Annotated in this window: 14 protein-coding genes; 10 read left to right on the top strand and 4 right to left on the bottom strand. The window is 63.1% G+C overall.

Going from position 1 to position 16,195, the window contains the following annotated elements; translation table 11 throughout:
• Positions 1–4: 4 nt before the first annotated feature.
• From ACYHH6_RS31610 to ACYHH6_RS31565, 10 genes are all read left to right on the top strand, one after another.
• The gene (locus ACYHH6_RS31610; RefSeq protein ID WP_352586234.1) at positions 5–1,375 is read left to right on the top strand and encodes a glutamine synthetase family protein; all 1,371 of its coding nucleotides are present in this window, start codon (positions 5–7) and stop codon (positions 1,373–1,375) included.
• Positions 1,376–1,507: 132 nt separating this feature from the next.
• Positions 1,508–2,896: an aldehyde dehydrogenase family protein gene (locus ACYHH6_RS31605; protein ID WP_352586235.1), complete on the top strand. Its 1,389-nt coding sequence runs from the start codon at positions 1,508–1,510 to the stop codon at positions 2,894–2,896.
• An 18-nt stretch (positions 2,897–2,914) separates the two neighbouring features.
• Complete coding sequence (locus tag ACYHH6_RS31600) at positions 2,915–4,087, top strand: iron-containing alcohol dehydrogenase (RefSeq protein WP_352586236.1); 1,173 nt, start codon at positions 2,915–2,917, stop codon at positions 4,085–4,087.
• 242 nt (positions 4,088–4,329) lie between these two features.
• Positions 4,330–5,436: an ABC transporter substrate-binding protein gene (locus ACYHH6_RS31595; protein ID WP_142866056.1), complete on the top strand. Its 1,107-nt coding sequence runs from the start codon at positions 4,330–4,332 to the stop codon at positions 5,434–5,436.
• Positions 5,437–5,499: 63 nt separating this feature from the next.
• On the top strand, positions 5,500–6,414 hold the full coding sequence (locus ACYHH6_RS31590) for an ABC transporter permease (protein ID WP_112559240.1): 915 nt from the start codon (positions 5,500–5,502) through the stop codon (positions 6,412–6,414).
• The gene (locus tag ACYHH6_RS31585) at positions 6,411–7,202 is read left to right on the top strand and encodes an ABC transporter permease (RefSeq protein WP_112559241.1); all 792 of its coding nucleotides are present in this window, start codon (positions 6,411–6,413) and stop codon (positions 7,200–7,202) included. Before ACYHH6_RS31590 ends, ACYHH6_RS31585 begins: the two co-directional genes overlap by 4 nt.
• Before the next feature lie 30 nt (positions 7,203–7,232).
• The gene (locus tag ACYHH6_RS31580) at positions 7,233–8,297 is read left to right on the top strand and encodes an ABC transporter ATP-binding protein (RefSeq protein WP_112559242.1); all 1,065 of its coding nucleotides are present in this window, start codon (positions 7,233–7,235) and stop codon (positions 8,295–8,297) included.
• Between the two features lie 153 nt (positions 8,298–8,450).
• A complete protein-coding gene (locus tag ACYHH6_RS31575; RefSeq protein WP_352586237.1) occupies positions 8,451–10,004 on the top strand; it encodes a cation:proton antiporter in 1,554 nt (517 codons plus the stop codon).
• A 202-nt stretch (positions 10,005–10,206) separates the two neighbouring features.
• On the top strand, positions 10,207–11,115 hold the full coding sequence (locus tag ACYHH6_RS31570; protein WP_352586238.1) for an endonuclease/exonuclease/phosphatase family protein: 909 nt from the start codon (positions 10,207–10,209) through the stop codon (positions 11,113–11,115).
• Positions 11,116–11,122: 7 nt separating this feature from the next.
• Entirely contained in the window at positions 11,123–11,968 is an 846-nt protein-coding gene (locus tag ACYHH6_RS31565) for an EamA family transporter (protein WP_352586239.1), read from the top strand.
• On the opposite strand, the gene ACYHH6_RS31560 is transcribed toward ACYHH6_RS31565, so the two are convergent.
• From ACYHH6_RS31560 to ACYHH6_RS31545, 4 genes are read right to left on the bottom strand one after another with little or no spacing between them, the layout of a single operon-like run.
• Positions 11,955–12,272, bottom strand: coding sequence for a Dabb family protein (locus tag ACYHH6_RS31560; RefSeq protein ID WP_352586240.1), 318 nt, complete (start codon positions 12,270–12,272; stop codon positions 11,955–11,957). The genes ACYHH6_RS31565 and ACYHH6_RS31560 overlap by 14 nt on opposite strands.
• Positions 12,273–12,295: 23 nt before the next feature.
• Positions 12,296–13,924: a GMC family oxidoreductase gene (locus ACYHH6_RS31555; protein WP_352586241.1), complete on the bottom strand. Its 1,629-nt coding sequence runs from the start codon at positions 13,922–13,924 to the stop codon at positions 12,296–12,298.
• A 10-nt stretch (positions 13,925–13,934) separates the two neighbouring features.
• Positions 13,935–14,696, bottom strand: coding sequence for a 3-ketoacyl-ACP reductase (locus tag ACYHH6_RS31550; protein WP_352586242.1), 762 nt, complete (start codon positions 14,694–14,696; stop codon positions 13,935–13,937).
• Complete coding sequence (locus tag ACYHH6_RS31545; RefSeq protein ID WP_352586243.1) at positions 14,693–16,195, bottom strand: GMC oxidoreductase; 1,503 nt, start codon at positions 16,193–16,195, stop codon at positions 14,693–14,695. Before ACYHH6_RS31545 ends, ACYHH6_RS31550 begins: the two co-directional genes overlap by 4 nt.

Raw genomic sequence — 16,195 nt, 5'->3', positions numbered from 1 at the left:
AGGAATGGCCGGAAATTTCTCGTTCGATCAGTTGAAGAAAGCGGTCTCCAATGGCGAGATCGACACGGTGCTGGCCTGCATCGTCGACATGCAGGGGCGGCTCGCGGGAAAGCGTTTCCTGGCGCAGTACTTCGTCGATTCCGCCCATGACGAGACGCATGGCTGCAACTATCTCTTGGCCGCCGACATCGATATGGAGCCGGTGCCGGGCTACAAGGCGGCAAGCTGGTCGAAGGGTTATGGCGACTTCGTCATGAAGCCGGATCTGGCCACGCTGCGGCGCCTTCCCTGGCTGGAAAAGACAGCACTTGTGATCTGCGACGTGCTCGACCACCATACCCATGACGACCTGCCGCATTCGCCGCGCGCCATCCTGAAGAAGCAGGTCAAGCGGCTGACGGAGCGTGGCTATATCGGCTATTTCGCCTCCGAGCTCGAATTCTATCTGTTCAACGAGACCTACGATTCCGCCCGCAAGAAGCATTGGCAGGGCCTCGACACTGCCTCGCCCTATATCGGCGATTACCAGATCGGCATCACCGCCAAGGAAGAAGGCGTCATGCGCCGGCTTCGCAACGAGATGGAAGCGGCCGGCATCCCGATCGAGAATTCGAAGGGCGAATGGGGCCCGGGCCAGGAAGAAATCAATGTGCGCTATGCCGAGGCGCTCGACATGGCCGACCGCCACGTCATCCTGAAGAACGGCGCCAAGGAGATTGCCGAGTCCGAAGGCAAGGCGATTTCCTTCATGTCCAAGTACAATTACGGGCTCGCCGGCAATTCCAGCCACATCCACAATTCGCTGTGGAGCGCCGACGGCAAGACGCCGCTGTTCTTCGACAAAAAGGCGGATTGGACTTTGTCGACGCTCGGGCAGCAATGGGCGGCGGGGCAGCTGAAATACGCCAAGGAGTTCACCTGGTTCCTAGCGCCCTACATCAATTCCTACAAACGCTTCCAGGCCGGCACCTTCGCGCCGACCAAGATCATGTGGAGCGAGGACAACCGCACCGCCGGCTTCCGGCTGTGCGGTGAGGGCACCAAGGGCATCCGCATGGAATGCCGCATCGGCGGCGCCGACCTGAACCCCTATCTCGCCTTTGCGGCGCTGATCGCCGCCGGCCTCGCCGGCATCGATGAGAAGCTGGAGCTGCAGAAGCCGTTCGTCGGCGATGCCTATCAGGCCTCGCGCCTGCCCGAGATTCCGAAGACGCTTCGGGACGCCACCGAGACGCTGGCAAAGTCGAAGATGCTTAAGCAGGCGCTCGGCGAGGACGTGCTCGAACATTACGTCCACACCGCGAAGTGGGAGCAGTTCGAATACGACCGCCGCATTACGGATTGGGAACTGCACAGGGGGTTCGAGCGGTACTAGGGTAGCCTGCGAAACGTCGACTGCCTCGCACTCTTTCCCCGTTGAGAATGGGAGAGAGTGCGCCAGCGTTGGAACGGGGCAGCGCCAAGCCATGTCATTCTTTGATTGTTGTAAAAGTACGAGGACTTACAAATGACCGAAACGGTCAAACTCAAATCCCCCATCGATGGTTCGATCTATGCCGAGCGGCCGATCGCGACCGACCAGGCGATCAATGCCGCGGTCGAGCGCGCCAAGGCGGCGCAGGAGAAATGGGCGCTCACGCCGATCGTAGAGCGCGGCAAGTATATGCTGGCTATGCTGGAAGCGCTGGTCGCCATGACCGACGAGATCGTGCCGGAGATCGCCTGGCAGATGGGGCGGCCGGTGCGGTATGGCGGCGAGTTCGGCGGTGTTAGGGAACGCACCAACTATATGGTCGAGATCGCCGAGCAAGCGCTGAAATCCGTGCCGGCCTCCAACCCGAAGGACGGCTTTCGCCGCTATGTGAAGAAGGATCCGCTCGGCGTCGTCATGGTCATCGCGCCGTGGAACTATCCTTATCTGACCGCGGTCAACACCATCGTGCCGGCGCTGATGGCCGGCAACACGGTCATCCTGAAGCATGCGGCGCAGACGCTGCTGGTCGGTGAACGTTTTCAGCTGGCCTTCGACAAGGTTGGCCTGCCAAAGGGTGTGTTCCAGAATGTCGTGCTCAACCATGCCCAGACCGAGAAGCTGCTTGGCTCCGGCAAGATCGACCATGTCAATTTCACCGGTTCGGTCGACGGTGGCCGCGCCATCGAGAAGGCGGCGGCAGGCACCTTCATGACACTCGGCCTCGAGCTCGGCGGCAAGGATCCGGCCTATGTGCTGCCCGACGCCAAGCTCGACCATGCGGTGGCCAATCTGGTCGACGGCGCCTTCTACAATTCCGGCCAGTGCTGCTGCGGCATCGAGCGCGTCTATGTGCATGAGAAGGTCTACGACCAGTTCGTCGAAGGCTTCATCGCCGAGACGAAGAACTATGTCGTCGGCAATCCGCTGGAGCAGGCGACGACAATGGGGCCGATGGCGCAGGCGCGCTTTGCCGACCTGATCCGCGAGCAGAAGGCCGAGGCGCTGCGCAAAGGCGCGCTAGCACATATCAATATGAAGGTGGCTAATGACCAAGCCGGCTCGCCCTACCTGGCGCCGGAAGTGCTGACCAGTGTCGACCACCAGATGAGCGTCATGCGCGAGGAAAGCTTTGGTCCGATCGTCGGCATCATGAAGGTGCGTAACGATGAAGAGGCGATCGCATTGATGAACGACAGCCCCTACGGGCTGACGGCCTCGATCTGGACGCGCGACACCGAGCACGCCATCGCGATCGGCGACCGCGTCGAGACCGGCACCGTGTTCATGAACCGCTGCGACTATCTCGATCCGGCGCTGGTATGGACCGGCGTCAAGGACACCGGCAAGGGCGTTGCCCTGTCGGCGCTCGGCTACGACAATCTGACCCGACCGAAATCCTTCCACCTGCGCGAAGCCATCTGACTTTTTGAAAGACAAGCCATGTCCAAGCTGATCTCCAAATGGAACTACCCGACCACAGTCCGCTTCGGCGCCGGGCGCATCAAGGAATTGCCCGAGGTGCTGGAAGCGACCGGCATCAAGCGGCCGCTGTTCGTCACCGATCCGGGCCTCGCCAAACTGCCGGTCGTCGCTTCGACGCTGAAAATCCTCGACGACGCCAAGGTCCCCTATGGCGTGTTTTCCGAGGTGAAGCCGAACCCAGTCGATTCCAACCTCACCGCCGGCATCGCCGTGTTCAAGAAAGGCAAGCATGACGGCGTCATCGCCTTCGGTGGCGGTTCAGCGCTCGATCTCGGCAAGCTGATCGCCTTCCAGGCCGGGCAGACGAGGCCCGTCTGGGACTTCGAGGATGTCGGCGACTGGTGGACGCGCGCCAATTCGGATGCCATCGCGCCAATCATCGCCGTGCCCACCACTGCCGGCACCGGCTCGGAAGTCGGTCGTGCCGGCGTCATTACCAATGAGGCGACGCACACCAAGAAGGTCATCTTCCATCCGAAGCTTTTGCCGGCGACCGTCATTGCCGATCCGGAACTGTCGGTCGGGATGCCCGGTTTCATCACCGCCGGAACCGGCATGGATGCGCTGGCACACTGCCTCGAAGCCTATTGTGCGCCGGGCTACCACCCGATGGCCGACGGCATCGCCGTGGAAGGTGTGCGCCTGGTGTTCGAGAACCTGCCCAAGGCCTATGCCAACGGCAAGGACCTCGTGGCCCGCGCCCATATGATGAGCGCTGCGGCCATGGGCGCTGCCGCCTTCCAGAAGGGGCTGGGCGCCATCCATTCGCTGTCGCATCCGATCGGTGCGCTCTACGACACCCATCACGGCATGACCAATGCCGTGTTCATGCCCTATGTGCTGGCTTTCAACCGGGACTCGATCGAAGAGCGGATCGCTCGGCTTGCCGCCTATTGCGGCATCAAGGGCGGCTTTGACGGTTTCGCCAAGGCGATCATCAAGCTGCGCAAGGAGCTCAAGGTGCCGCATGCGCTGCCCGGTCTGATCAAGGGGCTCGATATGGACAAGAAGCGCAAGGGGCTGATCGCCGACATGGCGGTGGTCGATCCGACCGCCGGCGGCAACCCGGTCAAGCTGACCAAGAAGGCGGCGCTGACGCTGCTTGAGAACGCCATAGCCGGCACTGTGTGACGCGGCTTGCGGCGCCGGAAGTGATCTGGAAACGAGGGGAAAGGAAAGGGCAAGGGGGCAAAGGGCAAGGCAATAAACCATTAGCCGGGAAATTAAGTGGAGGCTGATTGCTACAGCCCGTTAAAAAGAGTTAACTTTTCGCACCGCCGGGGGCCAGTTTCAAAAAGCTTTCATCTGGCTGTCATATGAAAAAGATACCGCATCGCAGGCGTCCAGCGACGCCAGTTCAACGGAGAGAACACATGTTCAAGTTTACGGGGAAAGTGCTTTCCCTATCGGCCGTCGCCCTCATGGCGACCTCTGCTATCTCATCGGCCCAGTCCATGGATGAACTGGTTGCCGCGGCGAAGAAGGAAGGCCAGCTCACCACAATTGCGCTGCCGCATGACTGGTGCGGTTACGGCGCCGTCATCGACGGCTTCAAGGCGAAGTATCCGGAAATCACCGTCAACGAACTCAACCCCGATGCCGGCTCCGGCGACGAGGTCGAGGCGATCAAGGCCAACAAGGACAACAAGGGCCCGCAGGCTCCCGACGTCATTGATGTCGGCCTGTCCTTCGGCCCGACCGCCAAGGCCGACGGCCTTATCCAGGCCTACAAAGTGTCGACCTGGGACTCGATCCCGGACAGCGCCAAGGATGCCGACGGTTTCTGGACCGGCGACTACTACGGCGTGCTGTCCTTCCTGGTGAATAAGGATCTCGTCAAGGAAGCACCGGCTGACTGGGCTGACCTGCTGAAGCCGGAATTCGCCAACACCGTGGCGCTTGCAGGCGACCCGCGCGCCTCGAACCAGGCCATCCAGGCCGTCTACGCGGCCGGCCTTTCAGGCGGCGCGGCTGCCGGCGAAGCTGCCGGTACCGCCGGCCTCGACTTCTTCAAGAAGCTCAATGCCGCCGGCAATTTCGTGCCAGTCATCGGCAAGCCGGCGACCCTGGCTCAAGGCCAGACGCCGATCCTGGTGACCTGGGACTACAATGCACTTGCCGGTCGCGACACGCTGAAGGGTAATCCGCCCGTCGACGTCGTCGTGCCGAAGACGGGTGTCGTTGCCGGCGTCTACGTGCAGGCGATCAGTGCTTTCGCACCGCATCCGAACGCTGCCAAGCTCTGGCTGGAGTATCTCTACTCCGACGAAGGCCAGATCGGCTGGCTGAAGGGCTATTGCCACCCGATCCGCTTCAACGATCTTGCCAAGAACGGCAAGCTTCCGGCGGACGTGATGGCCAAGCTGCCGCCGGCTGAGGCTTACGCTGCGGCGGTGTTCCCGACGCTGGACGAGCAGGGCAAGGCAAAGGAAGCCGTCACCAAGAACTGGGATGCCGTCGTCGGCGCCAACGTCAAGTAAGGCTTGAAGCCAACCGGGCGGCCTCGCGGCCGCCCGGTTTTCCTCGGAGACGGTAGCCGGCGCATGACAGATCTCTCGCTTTCCGATCACGCAGTCGCCGGGAAGACCGCGCCCCCCAGCGAGGCGCGCGCATTGCGACTGCCGACGCAATGGCTCGGTGTCGCGCCATTTTTCATCTTCGCAATCATGTTCCTGATCTTGCCCACGCTCTATCTGATGCTGGGCGCATTCCAGAACGATGCCGGCGAATTCACGTTCGAAAACATAGCGGCGCTGGCGCAGCCATCGATTGTCGCCGCCTACTGGATCTCGCTCAAGGTCAGCCTTTCCTCGGCGCTGATCGGTGCCTTCGCAGGGCTCGCCATCGCCATCGCGATCGTGCGCGGCGGCCTGCCGGAGTGGATACGCTCGGCAACGCTAACCTTTTCCGGCGTTGCTTCCAATTTCGCCGGCGTACCGCTGGCCTTCGCCTTCCTCGCGACACTGGGACGGCTCGGTCTCGCGACGGTGCTTCTGAACACGGTGTTCGGCCTCAACATCTACGCACACGGCTTCAACATCCTGTCGTTCTGGGGCCTGACGCTGACCTATGTCTATTTCCAGATCCCGCTGATGGTGGTCATCATCACGCCGGCGATCGACGGTTTGAAGAAGGAATGGGGCGAGGCCGCCGCGACGCTCGGCGCCACCCAGGCGCAATACTGGCGCATGGTGGTGATCCCGGTGATCTGGCCAAGCTTCCTCGGCACGGTCATCCTGCTCTTTGCCAATGCCTTCGGCGCGATCGCCACCGCTTATGCGCTGACCGGCTCCTCCCTCAACATCGTGCCGATCCTGCTCTATGCGCAGATCCGCGGCGACGTGCTGCACAATGCTCATCTCGGCTATGCGATCGCCTTCGGCATGATCGTCATCACCGGGCTCGCTAATGTCTTCTACATCTGGTTCCGGACGCGTTCGGAGAGGTGGCTGAAATGAAGTCCGGCAAATTCTGGGCCTGGGTCGTCTTCGCGCTGGGCGCGGCCTATTTCTTCATTCCGCTGATCGCAACCGTGGAGTTTTCCATGCGCATGCGGCGCGGCGCCTATTCCTTCGATGCCTATCAGATCGTGCTTGGCGACCCTCGTTTTCAGGCGACCTTTGGCTACTCGGTGCTCGCCGCCGTCTTCACCATCATTCTCGGCGTGTTGATCGTGGTACCCGCCGCCTACTGGATTCGGCTGCGCCTGCCGCAACTGCGGCCGATCGTCGAGTTTATCACGTTGCTGCCGCTGGTCATTCCGGCCATCGTCATCGTCTTCGGCTATATCAGGATGTACGGTTCGAATTCGCCGCTGCCGTTCCTGGCGACCGACATGGGTACAAATGCCTTGCTGGTCATCGGTTATGCGATGCTGGCGCTGCCCTACATGTACCGCGCCGTCGATACCGGCCTTCGCACCATTGATGTCAGGACGCTGACGGAAGCGGCGCAGATTCTGGGCGCCGGTTGGGGCACGATCATTGGTCGAGTGATCCTGCCCAATGTGCTGATCGCGGTGTTGTCGGGCGCCTTCCTCACGTTCGCCATCGTCATCGGCGAGTTCACCATGGCCAGCCTGCTCAATCGGCCCGCCTTCGGCCCCTATCTGCAAAACGTTGGCGCCAACCGCGCTTATGAGCCGGCGGCGCTTGCCATCATCGCCTTCGCCATCACCTGGGGCTGCATGTCGCTGATCCAGATCCTGTCCCGGTTCGCGCCGAGATCGGCGAACCGCCCGAACTGATCGACAAAGTACTGATCGAAAGAAAAAGCCATGGCCGAACCATTCCTCTCCATCCAGCATGTGCGAAAATCCTTCGGCGCCACCACTGTGGTCGAGGATTTCAATCTCGATGTCGAGCCGGGCGAATTCGTTTCCTTCCTCGGGCCGTCCGGCTGCGGCAAGACCACCGTTCTGCGGATGGTCGCCGGTTTCGAAGAGCCGTCGGCGGGCAAGATCGTCGTTGCAGGCAAGGACATCACGAGGCTGAAGCCAAACCAGCGCAATGTCGGCATGGTGTTCCAAGCCTATGCGCTGTTCCCCAACCTGACGGTGGCGCAGAACATCGGCTTTGGACTGAAGGTCGCCGGCATGCCCAGGGCAGATATCGATGCCCGCGTTGCCGAGATGCTCGACATCATCAAGCTGCCGCAGATGGCCGACCGCTATCCCTACCAGCTCTCCGGCGGCCAGCAGCAGCGTATCGCGTTGGCTCGCGCCATTGCGCCGAAGCCGAAGCTGCTCTTGCTCGACGAGCCGCTGTCTGCGCTCGACGCCAAGGTGCGCGTGTCGCTGCGCGAGGAAATCCGTTCCATCCAGAAGAAGCTTGGCATCACCACCATCTTCGTCACCCATGACCAGGAAGAGGCGCTGTCGATCTCGGACCGTATCGCGGTGATGTATGGCGGCAAGGCCGAGCAGGTCGGCACGCCGTTCGAGATCTACAATCGCCCGGCAACCAAGTTCGTCGCCAATTTCGTCGGCACGCTGAACGTGCTCGAAGGCAAGGTCACCGATGCCGCGGCCGGCACGGTGCAGGTCAATACGCAGGAGGTCTCGCTCAAGGGCAAGCTCAACGGGTCGAAGTCCGGCGACATGCTGTCTCTGGCGCTGCGGCCGGAGGCGATTTCGCTGGGGCGCCAGCCTGGCCGTGACTCCAGCCTGTCAGGCGAAATTTCCGAAGTGCACTTCCTCGGCTCGGTCATCCGGGTTCGCGTCGGTATCGGCGGTAACACGGTCTCGCTCGACACATTCAACAGCCCGGCAACGCCGCCGCCGGCAGTCGGCGAGAAGGCCGAGATATCATTCTCGTCGAGCGATATGCTGGTGCTGCATTAGCAAGCAGCCTCCTAGGGCGACCGAGAGATGGTCGATTCAAGCTGGCGCGATGAACGGCCGTATCATTGCTAAAGCCGGGAAGCGTGCTGACAATCAACAGCATCCTGTCATCCGGCCACTGCCCACGCCGCAGCTTCGCCGCTACCATAGGCAATGGCTCTTTTCGAACTGACACTAATTCTGCTTCTGGCTGCCGTCGCGCTGACGGCGCTGTCGCGGCGGCTGGAGATTCCCTATCCGTCCTTGCTGGCTCTAGCCGGGGTCGCGATTGCCTTCGTGCCGGGCGCGCCGACGATCGAGATCGATCCGGAACTGGCGCTTGCCTTGTTCATCGCCCCGGTGCTCCTCGACGCTGCCTACGACACCTCGCTGCGCGACCTGAAACGCTACCGGCTGTCGCTGGCGCTGCTGGCGCTTGGCGCCGTTGTCTTTACCACCGTGGTGGTTGCCTTTGTCGGCTGGAAGATGGCCGGTCTGCCGATCGCGGCGGCAATCGCGCTTGGCGCCATCGTTGCGCCACCGGATGCAGTGGCCGCGTCTGCCGTACTCAGCCAGTTCAAGGTGCCGCACCGCATCACCGCCATCCTGCAGGGCGAGAGCCTGCTCAACGATGCCACCGCACTGCTGATATACCGGCTGGCGGTTTCGGCGGCGCTCGGCACGATCATGCTGAGCAACGCCATTCCTGTGATCCTGCTGGCAACGATCGGCAGTCTGGTCGCGGGCTACGTCTTCGGCCGGATCTCGCTGCTGACGCTTGGCCGCATCGAGGACGCGGCGAGCAGCACGGTGGTGCAGTTTGCCGGAACCTTTGCCGTCTGGATCATCGCAGACAGGCTCGGCCTTTCCGCCATCATCACCATCGTCGTCTACGCCATCACCATTGCGCGCAGGGCACCCCGCCGCATGTCGGCCAGACGCCGCGTCAGCACCTATTCGGTCTGGGAATCGGCGGTGTTCGTGCTCAACGTGCTGGCCTTCGTGCTGATGGGCCTGCAGGCTCGCTCGATCGTCGGCCGGCTTGCCGGCGACGGGCAGGGCGAAGCCTTTCTCTTTGCCGGAACCGTGCTGGTCGTCGTCATCGTCGCGCGGCTGGTCTGGGTGGGGAGCTACGTCGCCATCATCCGATGGCTTGCCCGCCTCGGCAGCAAAGAGGCAAGGCGCGATCTGCCGACATTTGGCGGCGCCGTGCTGGTCGGTTGGTGCGGCATGCGCGGACTGGTGACGCTGGTCGTGGCCATTGCCCTGCCGGCCGATTTTCCCCACCGCGACCCGATCGTGCTTGCCGCCTTTGCGGTGGTGCTGGGCACGCTGGTGCTGCAAGGCATGACCCTGAAGCCGCTGCTGCGCTGGATCAACTTCGCCCCGGACAGAACGGTCGACAACGAGGTGGCGCAGGCGCGTGTCGCCGTCATGCAGGCCGCACTCGATGTGCTCAGCCGCAAGACCTCGGCGGCGGCTGCCGTCGTGCGAGAACAGTATGAAGCTCAGCGCGTGATCGCGGAAAACCCGGACAACGCCCAAGCCGCCACCGAATACGACCGGTTGCGCCTCTATGCCATCAACCGCCAGCGCGACACGCTCGAGGAGCTGCGCCGCAACGGCACGATCGGCGACGAGGCCTATCACCGGCTGGAGGAAGAGATCGACTGGGCGGAACTGGCCGCATCACCGGCGGGCCGGTTCCAACCGCTGACGACCGACTAGCGCCAATTTCGCGCCATCACTTTCCACGGGACGCCTCGCGGCGTTTTCCGGCGTGCGGAGGATACCGAGCCGGGCGGGAATCGGTGCATGATCGCGCAGCAAGGCGGGGAGGCTTCTGGCACAAGCCGCTTCCATTCTCGTGCACATTGCAACCAATCTGCCGAACCGCTACTGCCATCAGCGAAAGTGAGCCGGGTAAGCAATGAAGCTGGTCAGCTACAACATCCAGTACGGGTTCGGCAGCGATGGCCGATACGATCTGACGCGCGCGGCGCCGATTGTCGACGGCGCCGACATCATCTCACTGCAGGAGGTCGAGCGGCACTGGCAGAGGAGCAATGAGGACGATCAGCCTGAGATCCTGTCCAGGCTGCTGCCGGACTATCACTGGGTCTACGGCCCGGCCTTCGACATGGACGCCAGCGAGCGGCGCGATGGCCGCATCGTCAACCGCCGCCGGCAGTTCGGCACCATGCTGCTGTCGAAATTGCCGATCATCTGGTCGCGCTTGCACACGCTGCCGATGCGCCGCACGCTGAGGCCGCTCAACACCCGCAATGCCGCGCTTGAATGCATGATCCGCACGCCGGCCGGGCCGGTGCGATTCCTGTCGCTGCATCTCGCCCATATCGCGGCGGAAGAGCGGCTGGAGCAGCTCGACTACCTGCTTGCCGAACATCGCCGCGCACCGTCCGAGGGCGGACCGTGGAGCGGCATCGATGACGAGCCTGCGCGCAACTGGACCAGCGGCGAAGCCGAGCCGGAAAATCCGATGGCGGCGATCTGGATGGGCGATTTCAACATGGAGCCGGGGAGTGCTGAATACAGCCGCATCGTCGGCAGCACGCCCTATCATCGCGGTGCCGCCTATCTCGACGGTTTCGTCGATGCGGCGTCCATTGCCAGCGAGCCGACCGCTGATTTCCACACCCATGTGAAGACCATCGACGGCAAGGTGGCCAAGCGCCGGCTCGACCATTGCTTCGTCGGTGGCATGTTCGCCGATCGCGTCCGCTCGGTCGGTGCCGATATTGGCGAGGTGGCGTCCGATCACTTCCCGGTCCGGGTCGACATCGATCTCGAAACGCCCCTGGGCTCGGGAGGTCGGTGAGCCCTCCATGACGCTTTTCGTCTTCTTCGCGGTGCTTGCCGCGGCCGCCATGCACGCAATCTGGAACGCGCTGGTCAAGGTGCATCTCGACCGTTTCCTGTCGATCACTCTGATGACGCTGGGCATGGGGTTTGCCGCGCTGTTCGTGCTGCCCTTCGTCGAGTTTCCGAAGGCCGAAGTGTGGCCTTACATCATCGCCTCGGTGATCTTTCACATGGGCTACCGGACCTTCCTGATCGGCGCCTACAAGGCCGGTGATTTCGCCCAGACCTATCCGCTGGCGCGCGGTACGGCGCCGCTGCTGACCGCGCTCGGCGGCATTGTGGTGGTGCAGGAGATGCCGGCGCCGTTCGCCATCCTCGGCATCCTGCTGCTGTCGGCCGGAACGCTGGTGATGTCGTTTCGCGGCGGCGTACATCTGGAGCGGTTCAATCTTCGCGCGGTCGGCTTTGCGCTCGGCACCTCGATCTTTATCTCCAGCTACACGCTCTCCGACGGCAGCGGCGCGCGGCTGGCGGCGACCGCGCAGAGCTACGCCGCATGGCTGTTCATCTGCGACGCTTTTGGCGCGCTGGTGCTGTGCCTCATCTTTCGCGGGCCCAAGGCACTGCCCGTTCTGGCGCGTGACTGGAAGGCCGGGCTGTTCACCGGCGTGCTCAGCGGCGCTGCCTACTGGATCGTCATGTGGGCAATGACCAAGGCGCCGATCGCCTCGGTGGCGTCGCTGCGCGAGACCTCGATCCTGTTTGCCATGATGATCTCGGTCTTCGCGCTGGGCGAAAAGATGACGGGCTGGCGTGGTGCTGCCGCGCTCAGCATTGTCGCCGGGGTCGTGGCGCTCAGGCTGGGCTGATCTCGAGATCGAATACCATCAGCCCGTCGGTGCCGCCTTCGAGTGCAGCGACCAAACGGGCGCCGGCGCGTTGATGCGCCTCATGCACCAGATAGGCGTCGCGGGCGACAGCATCGCGGAAGTCGATGGTGAAGCCATGGCTGAAACCGCGCGCGAATGGCTCCGGGCTGACATTGGCGCTGAAATAGACAGTGTCCATGCCGTCGACAAAGTAGCGAAGCGCCTCGAGGTCGGCATGAATTGCCGCGCGTTCGGTGGCGGCGACATCGCTGCGGAATTTAACGAAGACGCAGTGCCTGATCATCTGGGGGGCCCTTCCTGAACTCGTTACGCGGCGCGATTGCCGGAAAACACCGCCGGTGGCAGCGGCTCGCGGCCGAGAATAATGTCCGAGCCCTTTTCGCCGACCATGATGGTCGGCGCATTGGTGTTGGAGGAGGGCACGCGCGGCATCACCGAGGCGTCGCAGATGCGCAAGCCTTCGATGCCGCGCAGGCGCAGGTCCGGTGTCACCACGGCCATATCGTCATGGCCCATGCGGCAGGTGCCCACGGGGTGATGATCGGTCTTGGCGGTGCGGCAGGCATAATCGATCAGCTCTTCATCGCTGGCGAGCGATGGGTCGGGCAGCACTTCGCGCAGCACGTAAGGGGCAAGCGCCTTCTGCCGCATGATTTCGCGCGCGAGTCTCAGCCCCTTGATCGACATCGCGCGATCATAGGGATCGGACCAGTAGTTCGGATCGATCAGCGGGTGGTCGGCCGGATGGCCGCTCTTCAACCGCACCGTGCCGCGCGAGCGCGGGCGCAGGAAGGCCGAGTTCAAGGTGACGCCCGGATTGTTCAGCTTTTCGACGCCGGCCTCGATGCCGGAGCCAAGGCCGAGATGGAACTGGATGTCGGGCGAGGCGGCGGTCGGATCGGCGTACCAGAAGCCGCCGGTCTCGAACAGGCTGGACGCGACGGGTCCCTTTTTCAGCAACAGATACTGCAAGCCGGCCCATGCCGTACGGTGCAGTTTGGCGTAGTTGTCGTAGGTGTGGTCGCCGGTGCATTCGGCGATGACGAACAAATCGAGATGGTCCTGCATGTTGGAGCCGACGCCGGGCAGATCATGCACCGGCGTCACGCCGACCGATTTCAGGTGATCGGCCGGGCCGATGCCCGACTGCATCAACAGCTTCGGCGAACCGATGGCGCCGGACGAGACGATCACTTCGCGTTCGGCGCGCAGGATGGTCTTCTGGCCGCCCGGCCTGTCGACGATCTCGACGCCGATGGCGCGGCCTTTCTCGACGATGATGCGGGTCACCAGCACATCGGTCCTGACGGTCAGGTTCTTGCGGGCGCGGATCGGCTTCAGATAGGCGACCGAAGCGGATGAACGCCGGGCGTCCTTCTGGGTCAGCTGGTAATAGCCGACGCCTTCTTGGGCAGCGCCGTTGAAATCCGGGTTGAAGGGGATGCCCATCTCCTGGCCGGCACGGAAATAAGCCTCGCAAATCGGCAGCGGCGAAATCGGGTTCGATACGCCGAGCGGCCCCTGGTCGCCATGAAAATCGTTGGCGAAGCGCTGGTTGTTCTCGGCCCGTTTGAAATAGGGCAACACGTCGCGATAGCCCCAGCCGGTCAGGCCCTCTTCCTTCTCCCATGCGTCGTAGTCGCGCGCGTTGCCGCGCGTGTAGATCTGGGCGTTGATGGAGGAGCCGCCACCGACCACCTTGGCCTGCGTGTACCAGAAGACGCGGTCCTGCATGTGCTTTTGCGGTACGGTCGACCAGCCCCAGGAAGCGATGCCCTTGGTCATCTTGGCAAAGCCCGCCGGCATGTGGATCAGCGGATGCCAGTCCTTGCCGCCTGCTTCCAGCAGCAATACCGAATTGCCCGGATCCTCGCTCAGCCGGTTGGCGAGAACACAGCCGGCCGGGCCGGCGCCAACGATGATGTAGTCGGTCATGGCATCACCCTTACAATCGCGGCACGGACAGCGCGCCGTCGACATTGATGATCGAGCCGGTGGAAAAGCCGAGCTTGCCGGCGGCAAGCGTCGCCACCACAGCGCCGATGTCGGACGCTTCGCCCCAGCGCTTTGCTGGCACCAGGCCGCCATCGATCAGCGCGTCGTATTTGGCTGTCACGCCCGCCGTCATTTCGGTGCGGATGATGCCTGGGCGCAGCTCGAACACTCCGATGTTTTCCGGCGCGAGCCTGAGCGCCAGGTTCTTCACCCACATGGACAGCCCAGCTTTCGAGATGCAGTAATCCGAGCGTTCCGGTGAGGCCATTTCTGCGCTGACCGAGGTGATGGTGATGATCGAGCGCGGATGATCACCCGGTGCCCCCAGCATCGCCTTGGCGACGGCCTGGCTGAGGAAGACGGTACCGCGCAGATTGATGTTCAGCGCACGGTCGAAATTCTCCGGCTTCAGCTCCAGCAGATCGCCGCGCACCACGGCGCCGACGCCCGCATTGTTGACGAGACAGTCGATGCGGCCGAAGGCGTTTGTGGCGGCGTCGACCAACGCGGCATGACCGTCGAGGTTGGCGATGTCGCATTTGATGTAGGCGAACTTGGCGCCGCGTGCGGTGATGTCGGCGGCAAGCCCATCCGGCGCTCGTTCGGCGAGATCAGCGACCAGGATGTCGAATCCGGCATCGGCCAACGCTTGACTACAGGCCAGCCCGATGCCGCGCGCGCCGCCGGTGACGATGGCAGAGGGCCGGGTCATGCCGCGAGGTCCGTCTGGCGGATGTGCTCGGCGACGCGCAACGCCTGCGCGGCGATGGACAGTGCCGGGTTAACCGCCGCCGAATTCGGCAGAAAACTGCCGTCGACGACGAACAGGTTCCGGTGATCAAAGGCGCGGCAGAACGGGTCGAGCGGCGAGGTCGCCGGATCGTCGCCCATCTTGACCGTGCCGCACTGGTGCGACGGCGTACGCTTGTCGAAGGGGCGCGACAGCACGATTGGATAGCCGCAGGCGCGGAAGTTTTCGCGCATCACCTTGGTCAGCCCGTCGAGCGACTGCATGTTGGAGCGCCGCCACTGCATGACGATGTCCTTGCCGTCGACCATGATGCGGCTTTCCGGATCGGGCAGGTCCTCGCACATCAAATACCAGTCGACCGCATGCCCGGCCATGTAATCCAGCGCGAATTTCGGCACAGACTTCACATTGGCCTTGAGCATGTTGCCGTCGATCTTGCCGAGCAGCTGGACGTTGCCGAGCGGCTTGCCGCCCTTGCCGTCGGAGAGATAATAGTCGTTCAGCATCAACGTCTTCTGGTAGACGCTGTCGTTCCTGCGGCGTGGATCGATCGCCAGCATGGCGCTGGAATTGTGGTTCATGAAATTGCGGCCGACCTGGTCGGAGCGGTTGGCAAGGCCTTTGCCATCGGAGGATGGTGAACGCAACAGGATGACGGCGGAATTGACCGCGCCTGCCGACAGGATGACCAGCTTCGGCGACACTTTCTTCAGCTCGCCATTCTGCCGGTAGTGGATGGCCGATATGCTTTTGCCGTCGGGCGCCGCTTCGAGATACTCGGCATAACAGCCTGTCTCGAGCCGAATCTTGCTGTCCTTTAGCGCCGCCGCTAGCGGCGCCGTCTGGGCGTCCATCTTGCCCTGGCCGGTGTTGGGGAAAGCGTCCCAGCCGGTCTTGCCTTCCTTCAGCCAAGTGTCGATGTCGACGCCGAGCGGCAGCGACGCCGGGTGCAGGCCCAGCCCCTTCAGTTCCGCGCGGGCGCGGGCGATCGGCGCTTCGTCGGGCACCGGCTTGTAGGCATAGGGGATCGAATGGAACGGCTCGGTCGGGTCTTCGCCGAGTGAGCCGCGGACGCGAAACAGCTGCTCGGCTTTCGAATACCAGGGTTCGAATTCGTCATAGGAGAACGGCCAGGCCGGCGAGACGCCGCCAAAGTGCTTCATGGCGGCGAAATCCTCTTTGCGGTAGCGGATCAGTACCGCGCCGTAGAATTTCGAGTTGCCGCCGACATAGTAATAGTTGCCGGGATTGAAGGCGGCGCCGCCGGCCTCGCGCCACATCTCCTTGGGACGGTAGTGGCCGTCGACGAAGATCGAGCGCGTGTCGCGCGCATGCGGCGTTGCCGGCAAGGGTTCGCCGCGCTCCAGCATCAGGATCGAGGCGCCGTTGCCGGCCAGACCGGAGGCGATCGTGGCGCCGCCGATGCCAGAGCCGATGATGACGATATCAGGATTTGTCAT

This window comes from Mesorhizobium sp. P171375 (genome assembly GCF_057786075.1).
The sequence above is the reverse complement of the archived record's forward strand: the minus strand, read 5'-3'. Positions and strand labels throughout refer to the sequence as shown.

Excerpts from the sequence above, each read along its gene's own strand:
- ACYHH6_RS31570 (WP_352586238.1), top strand. The coding sequence starts at position 10,207 with ATGAAGCTGGTCAGCTACAACATCCAGTACGGGTTCGGCAGCGATGGC.
- ACYHH6_RS31600 (WP_352586236.1), top strand. The coding sequence starts at position 2,915 with ATGTCCAAGCTGATCTCCAAATGGAACTACCCGACCACAGTCCGCTTC.
- ACYHH6_RS31610 (WP_352586234.1), top strand. The coding sequence starts at position 5 with ATGGCCGGAAATTTCTCGTTCGATCAGTTGAAGAAAGCGGTCTCCAAT.
- ACYHH6_RS31605 (WP_352586235.1), top strand. The coding sequence starts at position 1,508 with ATGACCGAAACGGTCAAACTCAAATCCCCCATCGATGGTTCGATCTAT.
- ACYHH6_RS31595 (WP_142866056.1), top strand. The coding sequence starts at position 4,330 with ATGTTCAAGTTTACGGGGAAAGTGCTTTCCCTATCGGCCGTCGCCCTC.
- ACYHH6_RS31550 (WP_352586242.1), bottom strand. The coding sequence starts at position 14,696 with ATGACCCGGCCCTCTGCCATCGTCACCGGCGGCGCGCGCGGCATCGGG.
- ACYHH6_RS31555 (WP_352586241.1), bottom strand. The coding sequence starts at position 13,924 with ATGACCGACTACATCATCGTTGGCGCCGGCCCGGCCGGCTGTGTTCTC.
- ACYHH6_RS31585 (WP_112559241.1), top strand. The coding sequence starts at position 6,411 with ATGAAGTCCGGCAAATTCTGGGCCTGGGTCGTCTTCGCGCTGGGCGCG.
- ACYHH6_RS31580 (WP_112559242.1), top strand. The coding sequence starts at position 7,233 with ATGGCCGAACCATTCCTCTCCATCCAGCATGTGCGAAAATCCTTCGGC.
- ACYHH6_RS31565 (WP_352586239.1), top strand. The coding sequence starts at position 11,123 with ATGACGCTTTTCGTCTTCTTCGCGGTGCTTGCCGCGGCCGCCATGCAC.
- ACYHH6_RS31545 (WP_352586243.1), bottom strand. The coding sequence starts at position 16,195 with ATGACAAATCCTGATATCGTCATCATCGGCTCTGGCATCGGCGGCGCC.
- ACYHH6_RS31575 (WP_352586237.1), top strand. The coding sequence starts at position 8,451 with ATGGCTCTTTTCGAACTGACACTAATTCTGCTTCTGGCTGCCGTCGCG.
- ACYHH6_RS31560 (WP_352586240.1), bottom strand. The coding sequence starts at position 12,272 with ATGATCAGGCACTGCGTCTTCGTTAAATTCCGCAGCGATGTCGCCGCC.
- ACYHH6_RS31590 (WP_112559240.1), top strand. The coding sequence starts at position 5,500 with ATGACAGATCTCTCGCTTTCCGATCACGCAGTCGCCGGGAAGACCGCG.